The organism is Streptacidiphilus carbonis (genome assembly GCF_000787775.1).
GTDB classification, from domain to species: Bacteria; Actinomycetota; Actinomycetes; order Streptomycetales; family Streptomycetaceae; genus Streptacidiphilus; species Streptacidiphilus carbonis.
Map to the genome: position 1 here is coordinate 50,491 of NZ_BBPM01000043.1, position 18,761 is coordinate 69,251.

Sequence of the window (18,761 nt, forward strand, 5' to 3'; positions counted from 1 at the left end):
CTGACGCGTGGTCAGCGCGGCAGCCGCCGGCCGATGGTCCGCCTGGTGTTCCGCACGGTGATGCGCCCGAAGGACTTCTTGCCGACCAGCTCCACCCGCAGCGCGACCGGCGCATCGGGGTCCGGTGCCCCACGGAACTTGACCTTGCTGAACTCCAGGTTCAGGGCGTCGGCATTGACCACGACACCCGGCCTGGTGATCAGCGTCAGATTCCCGCCGTTCATCTCCATGTCGATCCGCAGGGTGTCCTGAGTGATCACCGCCTGGGTGAAGTCGAGCGTCACCTTGCAGAACTGCGTGGCGAGCACCAGTCTCCGCGGAACCACCCAGCCCCCGACCCGTTCGACCGGACTGAACTTCTGGTCGATCCGGAGCACGTCCTTGACATCCGCCACGGCCGCGCCGGTCGAGGCCGCCACGGGCGGCAGGTCGGCCGTGAGCGCTGCGAGTTCGCTGAGGGTCCGCGCCTCCAGAGCCGCCTCCAGACGCTCGTCCAGCTCGGCCGCCGTCAGCCGCCCGTCGCCGGCCCCGACCCGCAGCACCTCCACCACCCGGTCCCGGTCCGCATGAGAGGCCCGCAACTCGGGCGACGGGACGGGGCGGGAGCCCTTCCCGGTGGGCGAGATCTCTGGTCCCATGCTTCCGTCTTCCGTCCTGCTCCGTCGAGGGCCTTCGCGTGACCGCAGCCGGCAGTGCGTCCAGGCACCAACGCTATAGCGCGATTTGGGCCCCGGACCAGGCCCCGACCAGCAGCACGACGACCGGCGGCTCGCCACGGACTGCGGCACCCGGGCCGCCGCGGCACCCAGCGTGACGCTGCCGCGCTCTCCCACGTGCATGAACACGCGGCGCACACCTACGAAATCCATGGCGGGCGATCAGATACCGAAACAGCATGTACATCATTGATTCCGTCTTTGACCGGATGAGTGGGGCGCGGCAGGCTGCCAGTCATGCCTTCCTCGACCTCTCGAACGGCCAAGCTCACAGCGCCTCTCGTGCTGGTATCGGCTCTCCTGGGCGGATGCGCGGCGAGTCACGGGGCCGTAGCGACCGGCGTGGCATCCACCACCGCGGCGGCGGCAACCGCCCCGGAGCCCTCGCAGACCCTGGCGGCGCAGACGAAGGCCTTCGCCGCGATCGAGCGCCGTTACCACGCCCGGCTCGGCGTCCATGTGCTGGACACCGCGAACGGACGCACCGTCACCTACCGGGCGGACGAGCGATTCGCCTTCGCTTCGACCTACAAGGCCCTCGCCGCCGGGATCCTGCTCAAGCGGGACACGGACGCGCAGCTCGACCACGTCGTCAGCTACCGCGCCTCGGACCTGGCCCCGTACTCGCCGATCACGTCGAAGCACGTGGGCACCGGGATGAGCGTGCGCGACCTCATCGCGGCGGCGCTGGACTACAGCGACAACACCGCCGCGAACCTGCTGCTCACCGCGGGCGCGTCCTCCTACGACGCCCTGATCGCGGACGCCACCAGGGCCGCCCTGGCCGCACTCGGCCGCTGACGGGTGTCCGCAACGAGTGTCCGCAACGGGAGTCCGCAGTCGGCGCACCACGGCTACACCTCGATGTGCGAACCCATGATGACCGTGCGGTCGCGGGGGAGGCCGAAGTACTCGGCGGCGTCGGCGGTGATGTAGGAGGTGGCGATGAACAGCCGCTTGCGCCAGGGCGCCATCGTCGGGGCCTTCCCGCGCCGCAGCTCGATCGTCGACAGGAAGTAGGACGCCCGGTCGGGCTGCAGCGGTCCTTCGGTCTGGGCCGGATCGAGCATCGCCAGTGCGCCGGGCACGTCCAGGGTCTCCATGTAGCCGAACCGGGCGGCGACGTGCACGATCCCGTCGTCGGCGTAGCCGAGGTGGTCCACGACGATCCGCTCGTCGGCGGGGACGCGCGGCACCGTCTCGGTCTCGATGGAGAGGATGACGATCTGGTCGTGCCGTACATGGTTGTGCTCGACGTTGGCCCGCAGGGCCAGCGGCGTGGTCTGCAGGCCCCGGTTGAGGAAGACGGCCGTGCCCGGGACCCGCGAGGTCGCGACCTCCCCGCTGCGGAGGCGGTCGACGAACTCGCGCAGCGGGCCCTCGCGCCGCTCCCGCTCCTGGGTGACCAGTTGACGTCCGCGCTGCCAGGTCGTCATGACCGTGAACGCCGACAGGCCGATCAGCAGCGGCAGCCACGCACCGTGGACGAGCTTGGTCAGGTTGGCGGCGAAGAACAGCAGATCCACCGTCAGCAGCACTGCGGCCCCGACGCCCACCACCCACTTCGGCGTGCCCCATTTCGCGCGGGCGACGTAGAAGAACAGCAGGGTGGTGATGGTGATGGTCCCGGTGACGGCCATGCCGAAGGCGAAAGCCAGCGCGGCCGAGCTGCGGAAGGCGAAGACCAGGGTCAGCACGGAGACCATCAGCAGCCAGTTGATCCACGGGACGTAGATCTGGCCGATGGTGGACTCGGAGGTGTGCGCGATCCGCAGCCGGGGGAGGTAGCCGAGCTGGGCGGCCTGGTAGGCGACCGAGTACGCGCCCGTGATCACGGCCTGGGAGGCGATGACGGTGGCGGCCGTGGCGAGCACCACCATCGCCACCCGTCCCCAGCCGGGCACCAGCAGGAAGAACGGGCTGCTGACGTTGGACCGGTCGGCGAGGATCAGCGCCCCCTGGCCGAGGTAGCTCAGGACGCAGGCGGGGAAGACCACGAACATCCAGGCCCGGGTGATCGGCCGGCGGCCGAAGTGGCCCATGTCGGCGTAGAGCGCCTCGGCGCCGGTGACCGCGAGCACGACCGCGGCCAGGGCGAAGAAGGCGGTGCCGAAGTGGCCCACCAGGAAGGTCAGGGCATAAGTCGGGGACAGCGCCCGGAGGATGGACGGGTGGTCGGCGATCCCGGCGATCCCGCAGGCGCCGATGGCCGTGAACCAGAGGATCATGACCGGCCCGAACACCCGCCCGACCGCCGCGGTCCCCCTGCGCTGAACCAGGAACAGCACCACGATGATCAGCGCGGTGACCGGCACCACGGCGCTCCCCAGCGAGGGCTGGACGACCTTCATCCCCTCGACCGCGGACAGCACCGAGATCGCCGGGGTGATCATGCTGTCGCCGAAGAACAGCGAGGCGCCGAAGATGCCCAGCCCGGCCAGCACGGCGGCGGCCCGTCGGCCCCGTTGCGAGCCCCAGCGCCGCACCAGGGTGATCAGCGCCATGATGCCGCCCTCGCCGTCGTTGTCGGCGCGCATCGCCAGCAGGACGTAGGTGATCCAGACGATGAACACCACCGACCAGAACACCAGCGACACCACCCCGTACACGTTCTGCGTGGTGACCGGGACGGGGTGCGGGTCCTTCGGGTCGAACACGGTCTGCAGTGTGTAGATCGGACTGGTCCCCAGGTCGCCGAAGACGACGCCCAGCGCGGCGACGGTCAGCCCGAGGCGCAGGACGCCACGCGGGGTCGAGTGCCCGGCCTGCGGCGGCTCGCCCCCGGGGCCGGTGTCCGGCACGGTTCCCTGCCGGTCCTCGGCCATGGTGGTCCTCCTCAGCGGCGGCTGACGAACACCAGGTCAGGCGTTCGTCAGGTCGGATGCACTGTGGCGGACGATACCCACCGCGCGCCCCCGGGCGTCGCCCAGGGCGTCCCGCGCCCCTTCCGTGTCCCGCCGTCACCGGCCCGGTGGTTCAGGCCCCGGTCGGGAGCTCGCGGCGCCCGGCCTGCGATCACGGCATGGGATCACGGCCTGCGATCACGTGTTCGCAGGCTGGGGCGCTTCCGCGGCGAGGCCGACCAGGGACTGGTAGGCGGCGTTGCCGAGGAGGCTCGCGTCGTAGACGGCGGTCAGCCGGCTGATCCGGCCGGCGGCGTCGAGTTCGAGGCAGGTGTGGCCGCGCCGCATCGGGGTGGCGCCCGGAGCGGCCGACCACTCGTAGCCGCCGCCCTGGGGGCTGCCCTCGGCGTGGACCAGGGCGGCCCCCGGGCCGTAGGGGAGCTGCCCGAGCGCCCGGGTGTAGTAGCGCTGGGCCTGGGCCGCGCCGCGGATGCGGGTGTGCGCGGCCATGTCCTCATGGACCACGTCGTAGGACATCAGGGCGACGGCCGCAGCGGCGTCGCCCGCCGCGAACGCGGCCTGCAGCGCCTGGGCGGCCCGGACGACGGCGGGGTCCGCGTTCTGCCGGGGGTCGTCGAAGTCGGTGGGGTAGTCGGCGGCGACGGTGTTCGGGGAGAGGGAACTGCGGCCGTCCCAGTAGTCGACCCAGCGGACGACCTTGCGGTGGCGGTCGAAGGTGACGGTGGAGAGCGCCCGCAACTCGTTGCCGAAGAACGAGGGGGTGTCGACGAACTCGACTGCGGCGCTGCGTGCGTCGCCGACGATGCGCAGCGGATAGGAGACCGCGTCCGCGGGCCGGCTCGGCAGGTAGGGGGTGAAGAAGTCGTTCAGCGTCTGCCAGTCGCGCATGGCGACGCCCAGGGAGGCGTCGATGTAGCAGGTGTTCGCCCTGGAGAAGTAGGACATGAATCCGGCGGCGTCGTGCCTGCTCTTGGCGGCGAAGCAGCCGCGGAGGATGGCGGCGACCTCGGGGCTGCAGTGCGAGGTGTCCGTGACCTCGGGCGGGTAGGGCAGTCCCCGGCCCCTGTTGCCCGCCGTTGGGGCCGCACTCGCCGTTCCGGCCGCCAGGACCCCGGCGGTGCCGAGGGCCGCGGTCGTCCCGGCCATGGCCCCGGCGCGGAGCAGCGCGCGCCTGGTCGTCGTTCCCTGCTGCTGATCAGCGTGGTCCATCGGTGATTCCTTGTCGTCGGCGCGGCCGGTCATGCAGCGGGCCCTGTGGGCCCCGCGGGCTCTGTGGGCTCTGCGGGAAGGGAGGCGATCAGGTCGAACTCGTTGCCCTGCGGGTCGGCGAAGGTGGTCCAGCGGACCCCCGGCTTCTCGGCCTCGGCGACGGGTACGGCGCCGAGGCCGGTCAGCCGCTTGCTCTCGGCCTCGAACTCGTCGGTCCACAGGTCGAGGTGGAGGCGGTTCTTGACCGACTTCCGCTCCGGGACCTTCCAGAAGGCGAGCTTCGGGCCCTGGGCCGGGTCGGCGGCGTCGATCGCGGCGCTCTCGGTGGTCGCGCCCGGATTGACCGGACGGTGGAGGACCTCCGACCAGAACGCGGCGAGGGCGGCGGCGTCGGCGGCGTCGATGCTGAGGCCGATGACAGAGGTGGTCATGCTTGCTTCCTCTTCTGCTTGGTATCGGGGTCCGGCAGAGCTGTCCAGGACGGGCGACGGGGTCGCCCGCAGCGCTCTTCGGTTAAACCGTTAACTGAAGCTACCTCTGCATCACTTCACGATGCAAGTCATTCGACTGACGAATGACTTCAACGCTTAAGCTATTCTGGTGTCATGGACGTCCCGCAGGAGCCCCGTTGGCTCGACCCCGAGGAGAGTCAGGCCTGGACCGCTCTGGCCAGCACCCTGATCAGGCTGCCGTCCGCGCTCGATGCGCAGTTGCGCCGGGACGCCGGGATCAGCCACTTCGAGTACCAGGTGCTGGCCAAGCTGTCCCAGGTGCCCGGCCGCACCCTGCGGATGAGCGCGCTGGCGACGCTGACCGAGGGTTCGCTGCCGCGCCTGTCCCAAGTGGTCGCCCGGCTCGAGCGGCGCGGCTGGGTCCACCGCACCCCCGATCCGGAGGACGGCCGCTACACCCTGGCGGTGCTGACCGACGAGGGCGGGACCAAGCTGGCCGAAGCCGCACCCGGCCACGTCGCCGAGGTCCGCCGCCTGGTCTTCGACCCGTTGACCAAGGCCCAGTCCCGCCAACTGCGCGAGATCGGCCGACGCGTCATGCACGCCATCGACCCGGGCGACCGCAGCCTGGACGGCTGACCGGCGTCCTGCACGCGCCGGATCCCGGTCGACCTGGGGCATACGGAGAATCCCGTATGGCCCGGGGCGTGCGACGCCTGCTGGACTGGGGGCACCCGGAACGAGGCGATCGGGGAATCGACGCCCGGGAATCGGGGATCGAGGATCGGGGAAGAGGTGTTTGCCATGGCCACGGCCGTGGACGAGGACAAGGTGATGGAGTTCCTGGGGCAGGTCGTGACGGACGCCGGTGCTGCGGTCGCAGGACTGTGCACCTCCCTCGGCGACCGGTTGGGCCTCTATACGGCGATGGCCGGGGCCGGTCCGCTCACCTCCGCGCAACTCGCGGAGAAGACCGGGCTCGTGGAGCGGTACGTCACGGAGTGGCTGGCCGCCCAGGTGGCGGGCCAGTACGTGCGCTACATCGCCGACGAGGACGCATATCTGCTGCCGGACGAGAACGCGGCGGTACTGGCCGACCCGACCGCGCCCACGTACGCCGCCGGATTCCTGACCATGATGCAGGCCCTCTACGGGAGCGAGGACGCACTGATGGAGGCGTTCCGCACGGGTGAGGGCGTGGGCTGGGAGGAGCACAGCGCCGCCTTGTTCGCGGGTACTGCCAAGTTCTTCCGCCCCGGCTACTCCGGTGCCCTCGTCTCCGAGTGGCTGCCCGCGATGAACGGGACGGTCGGCAAGCTGGAGCGGGGCGCCGAGGTGGCCGACATCGGCTGCGGATACGGCTACTCCACCATGCTGATGGCACAGGCCTACCCGGAGTCGCACTTCCACGGATTCGACTTCCACCAGCCCTCGATCGAGGCGGCACGGAAGATCGCCGAGGAGCAGGGAGTGAGTGATCGAGTACGGTTCGACGTCGCCACCGCCCAGGACTTCCCTGGCGACGGGTACGACCTGATCACCTTCTTCGACTGCCTGCACGACATGGGCGACCCCGGCAGCGCTCTCACGCACGCACAGCAGAGTCTGGCCGAGGACGGCAGCTGCATGATCGTCGAGCCCAATGTCTCGGCCGACGTGCAGGAGAACATCAACCCCATCGGTCGCGCGGTGGTCTCCGCCTCGGTCGCCGTCTGCCTGCCCGCCGCGCTGGCCCAGCACGGGCCGCAGAGCATGGGCAACCACGCCGGTGAAGCCGCCCTGCGCGACCTCGCGGACGACGCCGGGCTCCACCACTGGAGGCTCGCCGCCGAGAGCCCGGTCAACCGGGTGTACGCAGTGAGCCGGTAGCCCGCCTCGCCGGGCGGCCGCCGCTGCGGCAGCCGGCCGGCCCGCAGGCGGCCTTACCCGCACGCGGGTCGGCCCGCAGGCGGTTTGGCCTGCAGCCCGATTTGACCTGCCCTCCCCGGCGGCGCACGCTCCAGGTGTGGCCCCGTCCGAGGGGGCCGGACTGCGGCGCATTCTCGCAGTCATCGACCTCCTGCTTGATGCCGTCGACGAGGAGACGCTCCTCCCGGTCCTCCTCCCGATGCTGCTCCAGGCAGTCCCGGGAGACACCCTCACCTGGTCGGTGCGCACCCCGACCGGTCGCCGGCCGATCGCCACCCCGGCCGGCCTCTTCGGCCCCGACGCCGTGCACTCCTTCTACCTGCACGCGGCGTCGGACCCCCTCTTCCGCCACACCGACACGGGCAGTGGCGTTCCCCTGCGCCGCTCCGACCTGCAGTCCCTCACCGAGTACCACCGGCTCGCCACCTATGCGGAGGTGCTGGGCCCAGTGGGCGCCGAATACCAGCTCGCCATGGCCTTCCCGGCCGGTCACGCCCGTTCCGGGCGGCGCACGGTATGCCTGGCGGTCAACCGCAGCAGCAGCGACTTCGCGGACGCCGACGTGGCCTGGGCGTCCTTGCTCCGAGCCAGGCTGACCCATGCCCTGGAGCGCATCGCCCCGCCGTTGCCGATGCCGGCCGGGGTCACGGCCCGCGAGGCGGCCGTCCTCGACCTGCTCGCCCAGGGTCTGACGGACCAGCAGATCTCCCGCCGTCTTCAGGTGTCGGCGCGCACCGTGGACAAGCACCTGGAGCACGCCTACGCGAAACTCCGGGTGCACGGCAGGGTGGACGCGGCGACGACCTGGCTCGCAGCGTCCCGGCGATCCTGACCGGGCCGTCGAGACCCGTTCAGGGGAGCTTGACCGCCAGCAGATCCGTCCGGTGGACCTCCGGGGCGGCCGCGAACATCCTCGGGCCGATCTCCTTCAGGACGTCGGCGATCCTTCCGTCGAAGTGCGCGGCGCGGCCCTCCTCGTCGTCGAAGGTGTCGAAGATCCCGAACACCGTCGGGCCCTCCTTGAAGGCGAACCAGGTGACCGTGCCCTGCTCGGCGCGGGCCAGGTCGAGGGCATTCACCAGCGCGGCCTCCACCTCGGCGGCGTAGTCGGGCCTGGCCTCGATCCGGACCCGGAATCCCACCTGGGGCATGCGCTGCTCCTACCTCGTCGACCGGGGCCGGCGACCGCCGACCACCACGACGCTAGGGGCCGCGCCCATGGGTGGGGAGTGCCGGATCCGGCGCATTCGATACCGTTTCCGCCATGCGTGTCGCCGTGCTCGTCCTCGACGGGGTCTTCGACTCCGGTCTCGCCGCCGTCCTCGACATCCTGCGCTGCGCCAACACGCTGCGAACCCGACTGCCCCAGCCTCCGCCTGCCTGGCAGGTGAGCACGGTCGGCTTCACCCGCACGGTGCGCACGGGCGCGGGACACCGGGTCACCGCCGCGCCCGTCGCCCAGGTCGAGGACTGCGACCTGCTGCTCATCCCCGGCGTGGCGGAGCGGCGCCCCGACGAGCTGGTGGCCCACCTGTCGGGCCCTCGCACCGCCCCGGCCCGGGAGTCGATCGTCCGGGCCCGCTCCCGGCGCACCCCGATCGCCACCGCCTGCGCCGGAAGCTTCCTGCTCGCCGAGGCGGGCGTCCTGGACGGCCTCCGAGCCACCACCACCTGGTGGCTCGCTCCGCTGTTCCGGTGCCGGTACCCGCTGGTGACGCTCGATCAGCAGCAGATGGTGACCAGTTGCGACGGCATCACGACCGCCGGCGCGGCCTTCGGCCACGTAGACCTGGGGCTGACCCTGATCCGCGGACGCAGTCCCGCGCTGAGCGACCTGGTCGCCAACTACCTCGTCATCGACGAACGACCCTCCCAGGCCGCGCACACCATGGCGGCCACCCTGGCCGCGTGCGACCCCACCGTCGCCGCGTTCGAGCGCTGGGCCCGTGCCCACCTGCACGAGCCGTTCAGCGTCAGGGACGCTGCCGCCGCGGTCGGGGTCAGCGAACGCACCCTGCAACGCACCACCCGGGCCGTCCTCGGCATCCCACCCGTCCGCTTCGTCCAGGACCTCCGCGTGGAACAGGCCACCCACCTCCTGCGCAGCACCGACGCGACGATCGAGGCCATCGCCCGCCGCGTCGGCTACGAGAGCGCCAACACCCTCCGCATCCTGCTCCGCGAACGCACCGGCAAATCCGCCGCCCAGCACCGCCCCAACTGACGCCCGGGCATTGTGGACATCCGCTGTCCTACATGCTGCGTACACTGACGATGGAACGCCCGGCCGGGGGCCGACCCGGTACTGCTCCGATTCGTGACTCGACGCACCCGCACCCCAGCCCGAAGGACTGCCTGATGGACCGTGACGTACCCGCGCTGCCGCTGTACGGCGACGAGGAAGCGCTGCGTCCGCTGGCGGACCGGCTGCGCCCGCAGACCCTCGGTGAGGTCGTCGGCCAGGAGCACCTGCTGGCGTCCGAGGGCCCGATCGGGCGCATGGTCGCCCAGCAGCGGCTGGTCTCGATGATCCTGTGGGGTCCGCCCGGGTGCGGGAAGACCACGATCGCCCGGCTGCTGGCCGAGCGGACGCACCTGGTCTTCGAGCCGCTGTCGGCGACGTTCTCGGGCGTCGCCGACCTCAGGAAGGTGTTCCAAGCCGCCGGCCGCAGGCGCGAGATCGGCCAGGGCACGCTGCTGTTCGTCGACGAGGTTCACCGCTTCAACCGCGCCCAGCAGGACAGCTTCCTGCCCTACGTCGAGGACGGCACCGTGGTCCTGGTCGGGGCGACCACCGAGAACCCCAGCTTCGAACTCAACGGCGCGCTGCTGTCCCGCTGCCAGGTCTACGTCCTGAGGCGGCTCGACGACGCCGCACTGGAGACGCTGACCGCCCGCGCCGAAGCCGTCACCGGACGCGGACTGCCGCTCACCGCCGACGCCCGCCAGGCACTGCGGGCGATGGCGGACGGCGACGGCCGCTACCTGCTCAACATCGTCGAACAACTCCAGGCCCTGCCCGACGACACGGCACCGCTGGACGTCGCCGCGCTCACCCGGCAGGTCCAGCAGCGCGCGCCGCAGTACGACAAGGCACAGGACAGCCACTACAACCTGATCTCCGCGCTGCACAAGTCGATGCGCGGCTCCGACCCGGACGCGGCCCTGTACTGGCTCGCCCGGATGCTCGACGGCGGTGAGGATCCGCTCTACGTCGCCCGCCGTCTGGTGCGCTTCGCGACCGAGGACATCGGCATGGCCGACCCCCAAGCGGTGCAGCAGGCCCTGGCCGCCTGGGACGTCTACCAGCGGCTCGGCTCCCCCGAGGGCGAGCTCGCCGTCGCGCAGGCCGTCGTCTACCTGGCCACCGCCCCCAAGTCCGTCGCCGTCCACCGCGGCTTCGGCGCCGCCCGTCGGCGTGCCCGGCAGACCGGCTCGCTGATGCCGCCGGCGCACATCCTCAACGCCCCCACCGGGCTGATGAGGAACCTCGGCTACGGCGAGAGCTACCAGTACGACCCCGACACCGCCGACGGCTTCTCCGGCGCCGACTAATTCCCCGACGGTATGGACCGCGAGGCGTTCTACCAGCCGACCGGCAACGGCTACGAGGCCCAGGTCAGCGAGCGCCTCGAACGTTGGGCCGCCCTGCGCGAACAGCGTCGGAGCGACGGCGACTGAGCCCGGCCCGGGCAGTCCGCCACGGCCGCAGGAGTTGGGCGTATGGCAGCCGCGACTGCTACAGGCGCAGGGCTCCGCAGGGAGCACCGAGGCGGCGGCCGTAGTCGGTGGGGGCAAGCAGGCCGCTGGGCACCGGGAACCCGTCGGACAGGCCCAGCGTCTCCATGACGCCGGCCTGGTTGTCCGTGCTCACTGCGATCCAGGAGAGGAAGCAGCAGGAGACGGGGACCGGCTCGTCGTCGAACTGCCGCTCACCCGGCTGACTCTGCTTCCTCCAGTGCCCGACGCGTGGTGGGATCCGCCGGATAGCGCGCGACGAGGTGCAGGTCCGGGTCCTCGGCGGCGATCAGTTTCGCCTGCCGGAAGGTCAGCAGTCCCAGCTGCGGATGGTCGAAGCGCTTCAGCGCCGGGGTGAAGCCCGCCACGTCGTGGCGCTCCCAGCGCGCGGCGAATCCGGGGTCGACGGTGGAGACATCACCGACGATCTCGGCGAAACGCGGATCGCCCGGGTGGCGGTCGGCGGAGGCGCGAAACTGTGCCAGAACCGCCCACGACTCCGACTCCCAGTTCTTCAGTACGGTGCGGATCGGCTGCCAGCCGAAGTACAGCCAGATCATGTTGCGGCGCTTCACCGGCAGTTCGTCAAGGCCGCCGTACAGGGCAGCCTCGGCCTCGTTGTGGGCGAGGACATCCCAGTGCCGGTCCAGGAGGCAGGCGGGGTTCGGGGCCAATGCGGCAACCGTGGCCCGAAGGTGGTCGCCCACGGCGGGGCAGCCTTCGGCCGCCGCGCCTGGACCGGAGTCGCTCTCGCCGGCGAGTTCAAACACGTGACGTCGTTCGGCTCCGGTCAGACGCAGAGTGGTGGCCAGCGCGTCGAGCACCTGACTGGAGGCCGCGATCGGGCGTCCCTGCTCAAGCCACGAGTACCAGGACACGCTGACACCGGACAGCAACGCGACCTCCTCGCGCCGCAGCCCGGGCGTCCTGCGCCGCGGTCCGCCGATCAGGCCGACCTCGCCAGGGGCCAGGCGCTCCCGTCGCGAGCGCAGGAAGGCGCCGAGCGCCGCGCGGCGCTGAACTTCACGGTCGTCCATGGTGAACCCAAGCCTATGGCCGCTGGCGCTCGCCGCTCAGCCGGTTACTTCTGCTCACAGGATGATCCGTCAGTGCTTGGCGACCGAGGCGGGCCCGCGGCGCCTCCACGATGGGATCATGAGTACGGTTACACGACCGGCCGAGCCAGCCGCCCTCCCGGACACCCGGGTCCCGTTCCCGCTCACCGCCGCCGCTTTCACCGCCAACTTCGACCGGTTCGCCGTCACCCCGATCCTGGTGACCCTCGCCGTCGCCCTGCACGTCCCGCTGGCCTCGGCAGTGTCCATCGCGGGCGGTTATGCCCTCGCCTACGGCCTGTCTCAGCCGGTGTGGGGTGTCCTGTCCGACCGGATCGGGCGGCTGCGCACGATCCGCGCCGGGCTGACGGTAGCCGCGCTGGCCGGACTGGCCTCGGCGGTGGCGCCGGACCTGTCCACGCTCGCCACGCTCCGCGTCCTCGCCGGGTTCGCCTTCGGCGCGGTGGTGCCCTCCTCGCTGAGCTTCGTCGGCGACGCGGTGGCGCCTCGGCGGAGGCAGGCCGCACTCGCCGACCTCATGGCCGCGCTCGGACTCGGCAGCGGACTGGCTGCCCTGGTTGCCGGGGCGATCGGCAACTGGCTGAGCTGGCGCCTGGTCTTCGCCATGCCGGCGATCGCCGCCTTGGTGGCCGCCGTCGCGCTCCGCGGCACACCCGAGCCGCTGCGCGCACCGGTCGACGGGCTGGTCACGCAGGTCGCCGCCGTGCTTCGGGCCCGCTTCACGTACGTGGTCGTGATGCTCGGCGCGGTTGAGGGAGCCATTCTGCTCGGCGGCCTGACCTTCGTGGCCCCGGCCCTGGAACACCGTGGCCTGTCCGGTGCCGCAGCCGGGGCGATCACAGCGGTGTACGGCGCGGCCACGCTGGCCTTCGCCCGCGCGGTCAAGGCGCTGACACACCGGATCCCGCCGCACGGCCTGGCCGCGATAGGCGGCGGCTTCGTGGCCACCGGTTACACCGCGGCAGCCGCGGTGCCAGCGCTGTGGACCTTCGCGCTCTTGGCCGCGTTGCTGGGCGCAGGCTGGGCATTCCTGCACTCGACGCTCCAGGCGTGGGCGACGTCGGTGGTGCCCGAGGCACGTGGGACGGCGGTCTCGTTCTACGTCGCCGCGCTGTTCGTCGGCAGCGCCCTCGGGGCCGCACTCGGTGGCGCACCGGCCGAGCACGCGCAGTTCGGGGCGATCTTCGGCCTGGCCGCCGCCGCGACCGTTCCGCTGACCGTCGCAGTCGTGGTCGCCCGGCGCCGCTTCACCGCCCGTGACTAGTGCCGGGGGCTGACTCCCCGGTCGCGATACTCCCGGATCCGAAAGGCAAGCACAGACATGCCGATCAGCACGAAGTCCCCGCTCACCTGGTACTCGCTCGCCGGACTGCGCCGCCGCCGCAGCGTGAAGTGGACCGAATTCCCGCCGGACGTCCTGCCGATGCGCATCGCCGAGATGGACACTCCGCTCGCCGAGCCGATCGCCGAGGTGCTGATCCGCGCGGTATCCGACGGCGACACCGGATACGCAACGCCTGGCCGCCTGCCCGACCTCTTCGCCGCCTTCGCCGGCCGACGCTACGGCTGGCACCCGGCTCCGAAGGACATGCGGCTGGTACCTGACGTCATGTCCGGCATCGCCGAGGTCCTGCGTGCGGCCACCCGCCCCGGCGACACTGTCGTGGTGAACGTCCCCGGCTACCCACCCTACTTCTCGCAGTTGGAACGGATCGGCCTGCGTCTGGCAACCAACCCGCTGATACCGGGCCCCGATGGATACCGGCTCGACCTGGACGGCCTGGAACTCGCCTTCGCCGCAGGAGCAAAGGCGTTGCTGCTGTGCAACCCGCACAACCCGACGGGGACGGTGTTCACCCTTGACGAGCTGTCAGCGGTAGCCGACCTCGCAGAAGCCCACGACGTCCAGGTCGTCGTGGACGAAATCCTCGCACCGCTCGTCCACCCGGCCGTGCGACGCCACATCCCGTTCCCGTCCCTCGACCGGCCGGCCGCCGCTCGTTCGGTCAGCCTCGTGTCAGCCTCGAAGGCGTGGAACCTCGCTGGACTCAAGGCCGCGCTGGCGGTGCCCGGCCCCGATGCGCGCGCGACGGTCGCCGCCATGGACGAGGATCTCGCAGAAGGCGCGGGCTTGTTCGGGGTGCTGGCCTCCGAGGCCGCGTTCGCCGACGGCGAGCGCTGGCTGGACGACGTGGTCCGCGCTCTCGACGGCAACCGGCTGCTGCTCGCCGAGGAGCTGGGCCGCCGGCTCCCCACTGTCGGCTATCAGCCCCCCGATGCAGGGTTTACGGCCTGGCTCGACTTCCGCGCGTTCGGCTTGCCTGAGGACCCGGCCGAACGGCTCCTGGACAGAGCCAGGGTCGGCGTTTCCTCGGGCCCCCGGTTCAGCCCGCCCCTACAGCCGGGAGAGCCCGGTTCCGGGCACGGATTCGTCCGGCTCAACTTCGCGACGCATCCGGAGCTGGTCGTCGAGGCTGTGCAGCGGATAGCCGCAGCGGTATCCCCGACAGGCGAGAGCAGGTCCAGGGGCACGCACCAGCGGCCAGCGGGCAATCGGTTGCGGCACCAGGCGTTGGGAGGCGAGCCTGACTGGCTTGCGATGTCCGCCGAGGACCTGGCCGTCTACCGCGACGTGGAGAACCGCAGGCGCGCATCGCCCGCGATGCAGGCGATCACCGGGATACCGGATCCCGGCGCCTCGATCGAGTGGCAGGAGCTCCCGCTGCCCGACCGCGGTCTGGCAGTGCGGATCTACCGGCCGACCCCGGGGCAGGGCAGCAGTCCCGCTGATCAGGCCCTACCCCTCGTGCTCCACGTGCATGGCGGAGGGTTCGTGGGTACGGCGGTGCAGAGCGACTGGGTCAACAGTCGACTCGCCACCCGACTGCATGCACTCGTCGTATCGGTCGAACACCGGCTCGTCGCACCGGACACACCACTGTCGGCCGCCGCCGACGACGCTTGGGAGGCACTGCGTCACCTGGTGCGTCACGCGTCCGATCTGGGCATCGACGCGGCGCGCACCGCCGTCTTCGGCGAGAGCTGCGGAGCATTGATCACCACCCTGACCGCCCTCCGAGTCAAGGAGGCCGGCCTGCGCCTGCGGGCGCAGGTACTGGTCAACCCCGTCGTCGACATGACCGACACCATGCTCGATCACGCCTCGGTCATCCGGCACGCTGACAGCCCGACTCTCACCGTGCCGCAACTGCAGCTGATCCGTCGGCTCGCCATCCCTCCGGGAACCGACGCCCGAGCACTCTCGCCACTGCACGCCGACGACCTCACCGGTCTCGCCCCGGCGCTGGTGATCGTGCCGACCCACGACCCACTGGCCGATCACGGCCGCCGCTTTTCCGAACGACTGCGAGCAGCCGGGACACCTGTCCGGCTGACCGAATACGCAGGCGCCGGTCACGCCTTCCTCAGCATGCCGGGGGTGGCGCCCGACGCCGATGCCGCCCGGACGGAGATCCTCGACTTCCTCCGAGGCGCCCTCGCCTGACGCCTCTCAGGAACGGTATCAACGCAGAAGGCCCGCACTGGTTTCCCAGCGCGGGCCTTCTCCCTGCGGAGGATACGAGATTCGAACTCGTGAGTGGTTGCCCCTAACACGCTCTCCAACTGTCCGCCCGGCCGTCCAGCGCGATCCATGGCCGTTCACGCGGCAGCTCACGCAGGGTAGGCGTACAGCGGTGAACTCGGGCGCCCGTCAGCGCAAGGACAAAGACACAGGACAACATCCGATGCCCGTGGCCCCGCCATCCCTCGTCCTTCGCTGGACTCGTACGACATCCGCAGCAACCGCAGACCTGGCAATTTCCCCAGCGACGGGCACGCTCTGACCGCGCATCACTGGCGTATCGCTCACCGGACCGCAGCCGACAAGCGCCGACGTGACGCGTTCCCGCCCCGCTTGGGTCCCATGGTCAAAGCCGATCGCAGAAGGGTGCGGCTGTAGTACTACAATCCGCTCGAACTCACTGGCTGCCTAGAGGCGGATACCTTGATTAAACGGGCTGGCACGGCACGCTGCGGACTGGTTCTCAGCATGGTCGTCGGCATGGGACTGGTCGGGGCGTCTGGCCCGGCGACGGCGGCCAGCGTGCCGCAGCAGTGGATCAACGCGACCGGACCTGTGGCCTCGTCGAACTACCAGACGTACACGGCGGCGTCGACAGGATCCTCCCCGGCGCATGTGACGCTGACGCTGACCCAGTCCAGCGCGCTGGGATTCACGATCAAGAGCGTGTTCTCGGACAGCACCGCCGGGGCCACCGTGGCCTCGAACAGCGCCACGTCGGACCATATCAACGACTCTGCGAATGAGAGTCCCATTAGTTGGAGCCTGACTGACGGCGACACTGACACAGGCCGCTTCGACTACATCCTTCCGGGTTCCTACCTGGTCACCGACACCGTGACCGACAGCAACGGTGCGACGGCCACCGCTTCCGTCGAGGTGAACACGCTCGGTTCGGCGTACTCCGCGGTGACGCCGACCCGGCTCCTGGACACCCGCAACGGCACCGGTGCGGCCAAGGGCAGCGTGGCACCGAACTCGATCGTCAAGCTGCGGGTCGAGGGCTCCGGGCCGGTGCCGTCGAACGGCGTGACAGCGGTTGTGCTGAACTTGACGGCCGTCCCGGTCTCGGCAGCCGGATTCGTCACGGCGTACCCGAGCGACGACGGCACTTCGGTGCCCAACTCTTCGAGCCTCAACTACGCCGCAGGTCAGATCGTCGCGAACCTCGTCACCGTGCCCGTGGGCAGCGACGGCTACGTCTACGTCGCCGACAAGGGCGGCACGATCAACCTGATCGCCGATATCAGCGGCTACTACTCGCGTACGGCCCCTAACCTCTACCAGCCCGCCACGCCGCAGCGCCTCCTCGACACCCGCAACGGCACAGGCGCCCCGAAGGGCGCTGTCTCCAGCGGCGGCACCGTCAAACTCCTGGTGGCGCTCGGCGACACGTACCTGCCACCGGCCGGGGAGATGACGGCTGCCGCGGTCAACATCACCGTCGTCAACGCGACCAACGCCGGCTTCGTCACAACGTACGCCGACGGCGCGAGCCAGCCGGGCACGTCCAACGTGAACTTCGGCAAGGGGCAGATCGTCTCGAACAACGCGGTCGTGCCGGTGGCGGCGGACGGCAAAATCGACCTGACCGCCGCTCTGGGCACCACGGGCTCTGTGGACCTCGTGGTGGACATCGTCGGCTACTACTCGGCTTCGATGAACTTCGCCTCGACGGCGTTCGTGCCGATCGCGCCGAGCCGGGTCTTCGACAGCCGGCAAGACGGCCAGGGCCAGATCGCGAACGGGATCGAGTATGACCTCAACCTCGGCGAGTGGGCCATGCCCGTCGCGGCGGTCCAGATGAATGCGACGGTCACGAACACCAGGTCCGCCAGCTATCTGAACCTCTACACCTACGGGGCGCCCAGGCCGGGCACCTCGAACCTCAACTGGACCACCGGACAGACGGTCGCCAGGGGCGCCTCCGTCAGCCCGAGCCAGCTCAACGGCTGGATTGCGATCTACAACGCGAGCGGCGGGGGCACGGACCTGATCCTCGACATCTCGGGCTACTTCGAGAACGCGCGCGTGTAACGACCCGCTGGGTTGAGAACATCGCCAAGCCGGCCGTCAGTGAGAACACTTACGACGGATACGAGGTCGCGGTTCGGGTTCACCTCGTGCCCGGCATCGGCCGGCACCGCCTTGACCGCTTGGAGCGCCCGTACCGCCCTGGGGGAGGCGCTGCGGCGCGGCCACGCGGCGAAGAATGCTGCCGCGCTGGCGAAGCAACCACGGATGGAAGAGGACGAATCCGAGGTGGAGCCCTACTCCGTGGAGGAGGTCCAGCGCCTGCTCCTCGAAGCCAACAAGCGTCGGAACAGCGCCCGTTGGATGCTGGCGCTGGCGCTCGGACTGCGACAGGGCGAGACGCTCGGACTGCGCTGGTCGGATGTCGACCTGGACAACGAATACCTGAAGCTGCGTCGAAACCGGCTGCGCCCCAAGTACGAGCACGGCTGCCCGGACGCTGCGCGGTGTGGTCGTAAGGCCGGGTACTGCCGCGAAAGGGTCCAGGTCCGGCGCGAGACCAAGAACATGAAATCCCGCGCGGGCAGGCGCGCAGTACCCCTGCCTGGCCCACTGGTCTCGATGCTCCGTGCCCATGCCGAGACGCAAGCGCGCGAGCGTAAGACGGCAGGTGATCTCTGGACTGAGTCGGACTACGTGTTTACCAAGCCGCTGGGTGGCCCGCTGAGCCCGAACACGGACTACCACGACTGGAAGCGGCTACTCGATGACGCAGGGGTCCGGGACGGCCGGCTGCATGATGCTCGGCATACGGCAGCCACCGTGCTCATGCTGCTGGGTGTCCCAGCCCGAGTCATCGATCAGATCGTGGGATGGGAGCCGGGCACTTCCGCGAGCATGCGGGCCCGGTACCTCCATGTGCCGGACGCCATGCTCAAAGACGTTGCTCGGAAGATCGCCGAAGCCATCTGGGGGCAACCCGAAACGCCCGCTGTGGACAAAAACCAGGACAACGAGGCATGAGGACAACGACGTAGGGCCCGACCGCGATGCGGTCGGGCCCTACGTCTGCCCAGATGGGCGGGTGCGGAGGATACGAGATTCGAACTCGTGAGGGGTTGCCCCCAACACGCTTTCCAAGCGTGCGCCCTAGGCCACTAGGCGAATCCTCCGTGGGAGAGCTTACTAGACGTTTGGGGGTGCTCGCGCACATGATTCGCGGGGCTGACCTGGGGCTCGGG

Annotated in this window: 16 protein-coding genes, 1 tRNA gene and 2 pseudogenes; 11 read left to right on the plus strand and 8 right to left on the minus strand. The window is 70.4% G+C overall.

Features of this window, described 5'->3' with window-relative positions; translation table 11 throughout:
- Positions 1-11 precede the first annotated feature (11 nt).
- The gene (locus TR46_RS27425; protein WP_042406129.1) at positions 12-638 is read right to left on the minus strand and encodes a DUF1707 SHOCT-like domain-containing protein; all 627 of its coding nucleotides are present in this window, start codon (positions 636-638) and stop codon (positions 12-14) included.
- Between the two features lie 420 nt (positions 639-1,058).
- On the opposite strand from TR46_RS27425, the gene TR46_RS27430 reads away from it, so the two are divergent.
- The gene (locus tag TR46_RS27430; RefSeq protein ID WP_052433135.1) at positions 1,059-1,517 is read left to right on the plus strand and encodes a class A beta-lactamase; all 459 of its coding nucleotides are present in this window, start codon (positions 1,059-1,061) and stop codon (positions 1,515-1,517) included.
- A 53-nt stretch (positions 1,518-1,570) separates the two neighbouring features.
- Here TR46_RS27430 and TR46_RS27435 read toward each other — a convergent pair whose 3' ends face one another.
- The 3 genes from TR46_RS27435 to TR46_RS27445 form a co-directional block, all read right to left on the minus strand.
- Positions 1,571-3,541 carry a potassium transporter Kup gene (locus TR46_RS27435; RefSeq protein WP_042406132.1) on the minus strand — a complete coding sequence of 657 codons (1,971 nt, stop codon included), beginning with the start codon at positions 3,539-3,541 and terminating at the stop codon, positions 1,571-1,573.
- A gap of 216 nt (positions 3,542-3,757) precedes the next feature.
- On the minus strand, positions 3,758-4,789 hold the full coding sequence (locus TR46_RS27440; protein ID WP_052433136.1) for a hypothetical protein: 1,032 nt from the start codon (positions 4,787-4,789) through the stop codon (positions 3,758-3,760).
- 29 nt (positions 4,790-4,818) lie between these two features.
- On the minus strand, positions 4,819-5,220 hold the full coding sequence (locus tag TR46_RS27445) for a VOC family protein (RefSeq protein ID WP_042406134.1): 402 nt from the start codon (positions 5,218-5,220) through the stop codon (positions 4,819-4,821).
- Between the two features lie 174 nt (positions 5,221-5,394).
- On the opposite strand from TR46_RS27445, the gene TR46_RS27450 reads away from it, so the two are divergent.
- The 3 genes from TR46_RS27450 (at position 5,395) to TR46_RS27460 (ending at position 7,981) form a co-directional block, all read left to right on the plus strand.
- Positions 5,395-5,880: a MarR family winged helix-turn-helix transcriptional regulator gene (locus tag TR46_RS27450; RefSeq protein WP_042406135.1), complete on the plus strand. Its 486-nt coding sequence runs from the start codon at positions 5,395-5,397 to the stop codon at positions 5,878-5,880.
- Positions 5,881-6,045: 165 nt separating this feature from the next.
- Positions 6,046-7,110: a class I SAM-dependent methyltransferase gene (locus tag TR46_RS27455; RefSeq protein WP_042406136.1), complete on the plus strand. Its 1,065-nt coding sequence runs from the start codon at positions 6,046-6,048 to the stop codon at positions 7,108-7,110.
- Between the two features lie 136 nt (positions 7,111-7,246).
- Positions 7,247-7,981: a helix-turn-helix transcriptional regulator gene (locus TR46_RS27460; protein ID WP_042406138.1), complete on the plus strand. Its 735-nt coding sequence runs from the start codon at positions 7,247-7,249 to the stop codon at positions 7,979-7,981.
- Between the two features lie 19 nt (positions 7,982-8,000).
- Here TR46_RS27460 and TR46_RS27465 read toward each other — a convergent pair whose 3' ends face one another.
- Positions 8,001-8,300, minus strand: coding sequence for a putative quinol monooxygenase (locus TR46_RS27465; RefSeq protein WP_042406140.1), 300 nt, complete (start codon positions 8,298-8,300; stop codon positions 8,001-8,003).
- A 113-nt stretch (positions 8,301-8,413) separates the two neighbouring features.
- Here TR46_RS27465 and TR46_RS27470 point away from each other — a divergent pair, with 113 nt between their 5' ends.
- Complete coding sequence (locus tag TR46_RS27470; RefSeq protein ID WP_042406142.1) at positions 8,414-9,373, plus strand: GlxA family transcriptional regulator; 960 nt, start codon at positions 8,414-8,416, stop codon at positions 9,371-9,373.
- Positions 9,374-9,507: 134 nt separating this feature from the next.
- Positions 9,508-10,704, plus strand: coding sequence for a replication-associated recombination protein A (locus TR46_RS27475; protein ID WP_236655535.1), 1,197 nt, complete (start codon positions 9,508-9,510; stop codon positions 10,702-10,704).
- 184 nt (positions 10,705-10,888) lie between these two features.
- On the opposite strand, the gene TR46_RS45140 is transcribed toward TR46_RS27475, so the two are convergent.
- Both TR46_RS45140 and TR46_RS27480 read right to left on the minus strand, forming a co-directional pair.
- On the minus strand, positions 10,889-11,023 hold the full coding sequence (locus tag TR46_RS45140) for a hypothetical protein (protein WP_269084279.1): 135 nt from the start codon (positions 11,021-11,023) through the stop codon (positions 10,889-10,891).
- A gap of 58 nt (positions 11,024-11,081) precedes the next feature.
- Positions 11,082-11,924: a helix-turn-helix transcriptional regulator gene (locus tag TR46_RS27480; RefSeq protein WP_042406144.1), complete on the minus strand. Its 843-nt coding sequence runs from the start codon at positions 11,922-11,924 to the stop codon at positions 11,082-11,084.
- Between the two features lie 118 nt (positions 11,925-12,042).
- Here TR46_RS27480 and TR46_RS27485 point away from each other — a divergent pair, with 118 nt between their 5' ends.
- The 5 genes and pseudogenes from TR46_RS27485 to TR46_RS27500 form a co-directional block, all read left to right on the plus strand.
- Positions 12,043-13,227, plus strand: coding sequence for an MFS transporter (locus TR46_RS27485; protein WP_042406146.1), 1,185 nt, complete (start codon positions 12,043-12,045; stop codon positions 13,225-13,227).
- 345 nt (positions 13,228-13,572) lie between these two features.
- Positions 13,573-14,439: pseudogene (locus TR46_RS39950) on the plus strand (MalY/PatB family protein); the annotation flags it as partial.
- Between the two features lie 123 nt (positions 14,440-14,562).
- Entirely contained in the window at positions 14,563-15,468 is a 906-nt protein-coding gene (locus TR46_RS27490) for an alpha/beta hydrolase (RefSeq protein ID WP_042406170.1), read from the plus strand.
- 693 nt (positions 15,469-16,161) lie between these two features.
- The gene (locus TR46_RS27495; RefSeq protein WP_152626700.1) at positions 16,162-17,583 is read left to right on the plus strand and encodes a hypothetical protein; all 1,422 of its coding nucleotides are present in this window, start codon (positions 16,162-16,164) and stop codon (positions 17,581-17,583) included.
- An 8-nt stretch (positions 17,584-17,591) separates the two neighbouring features.
- Positions 17,592-18,543: pseudogene (locus TR46_RS27500) on the plus strand (tyrosine-type recombinase/integrase); the annotation flags it as partial.
- A gap of 64 nt (positions 18,544-18,607) precedes the next feature.
- Here the strand turns inward: TR46_RS27500 and TR46_RS27505 are convergent.
- Positions 18,608-18,692: transfer RNA gene (locus TR46_RS27505), tRNA-Ser, on the minus strand.
- Positions 18,693-18,761: the final 69 nt, after the last annotated feature.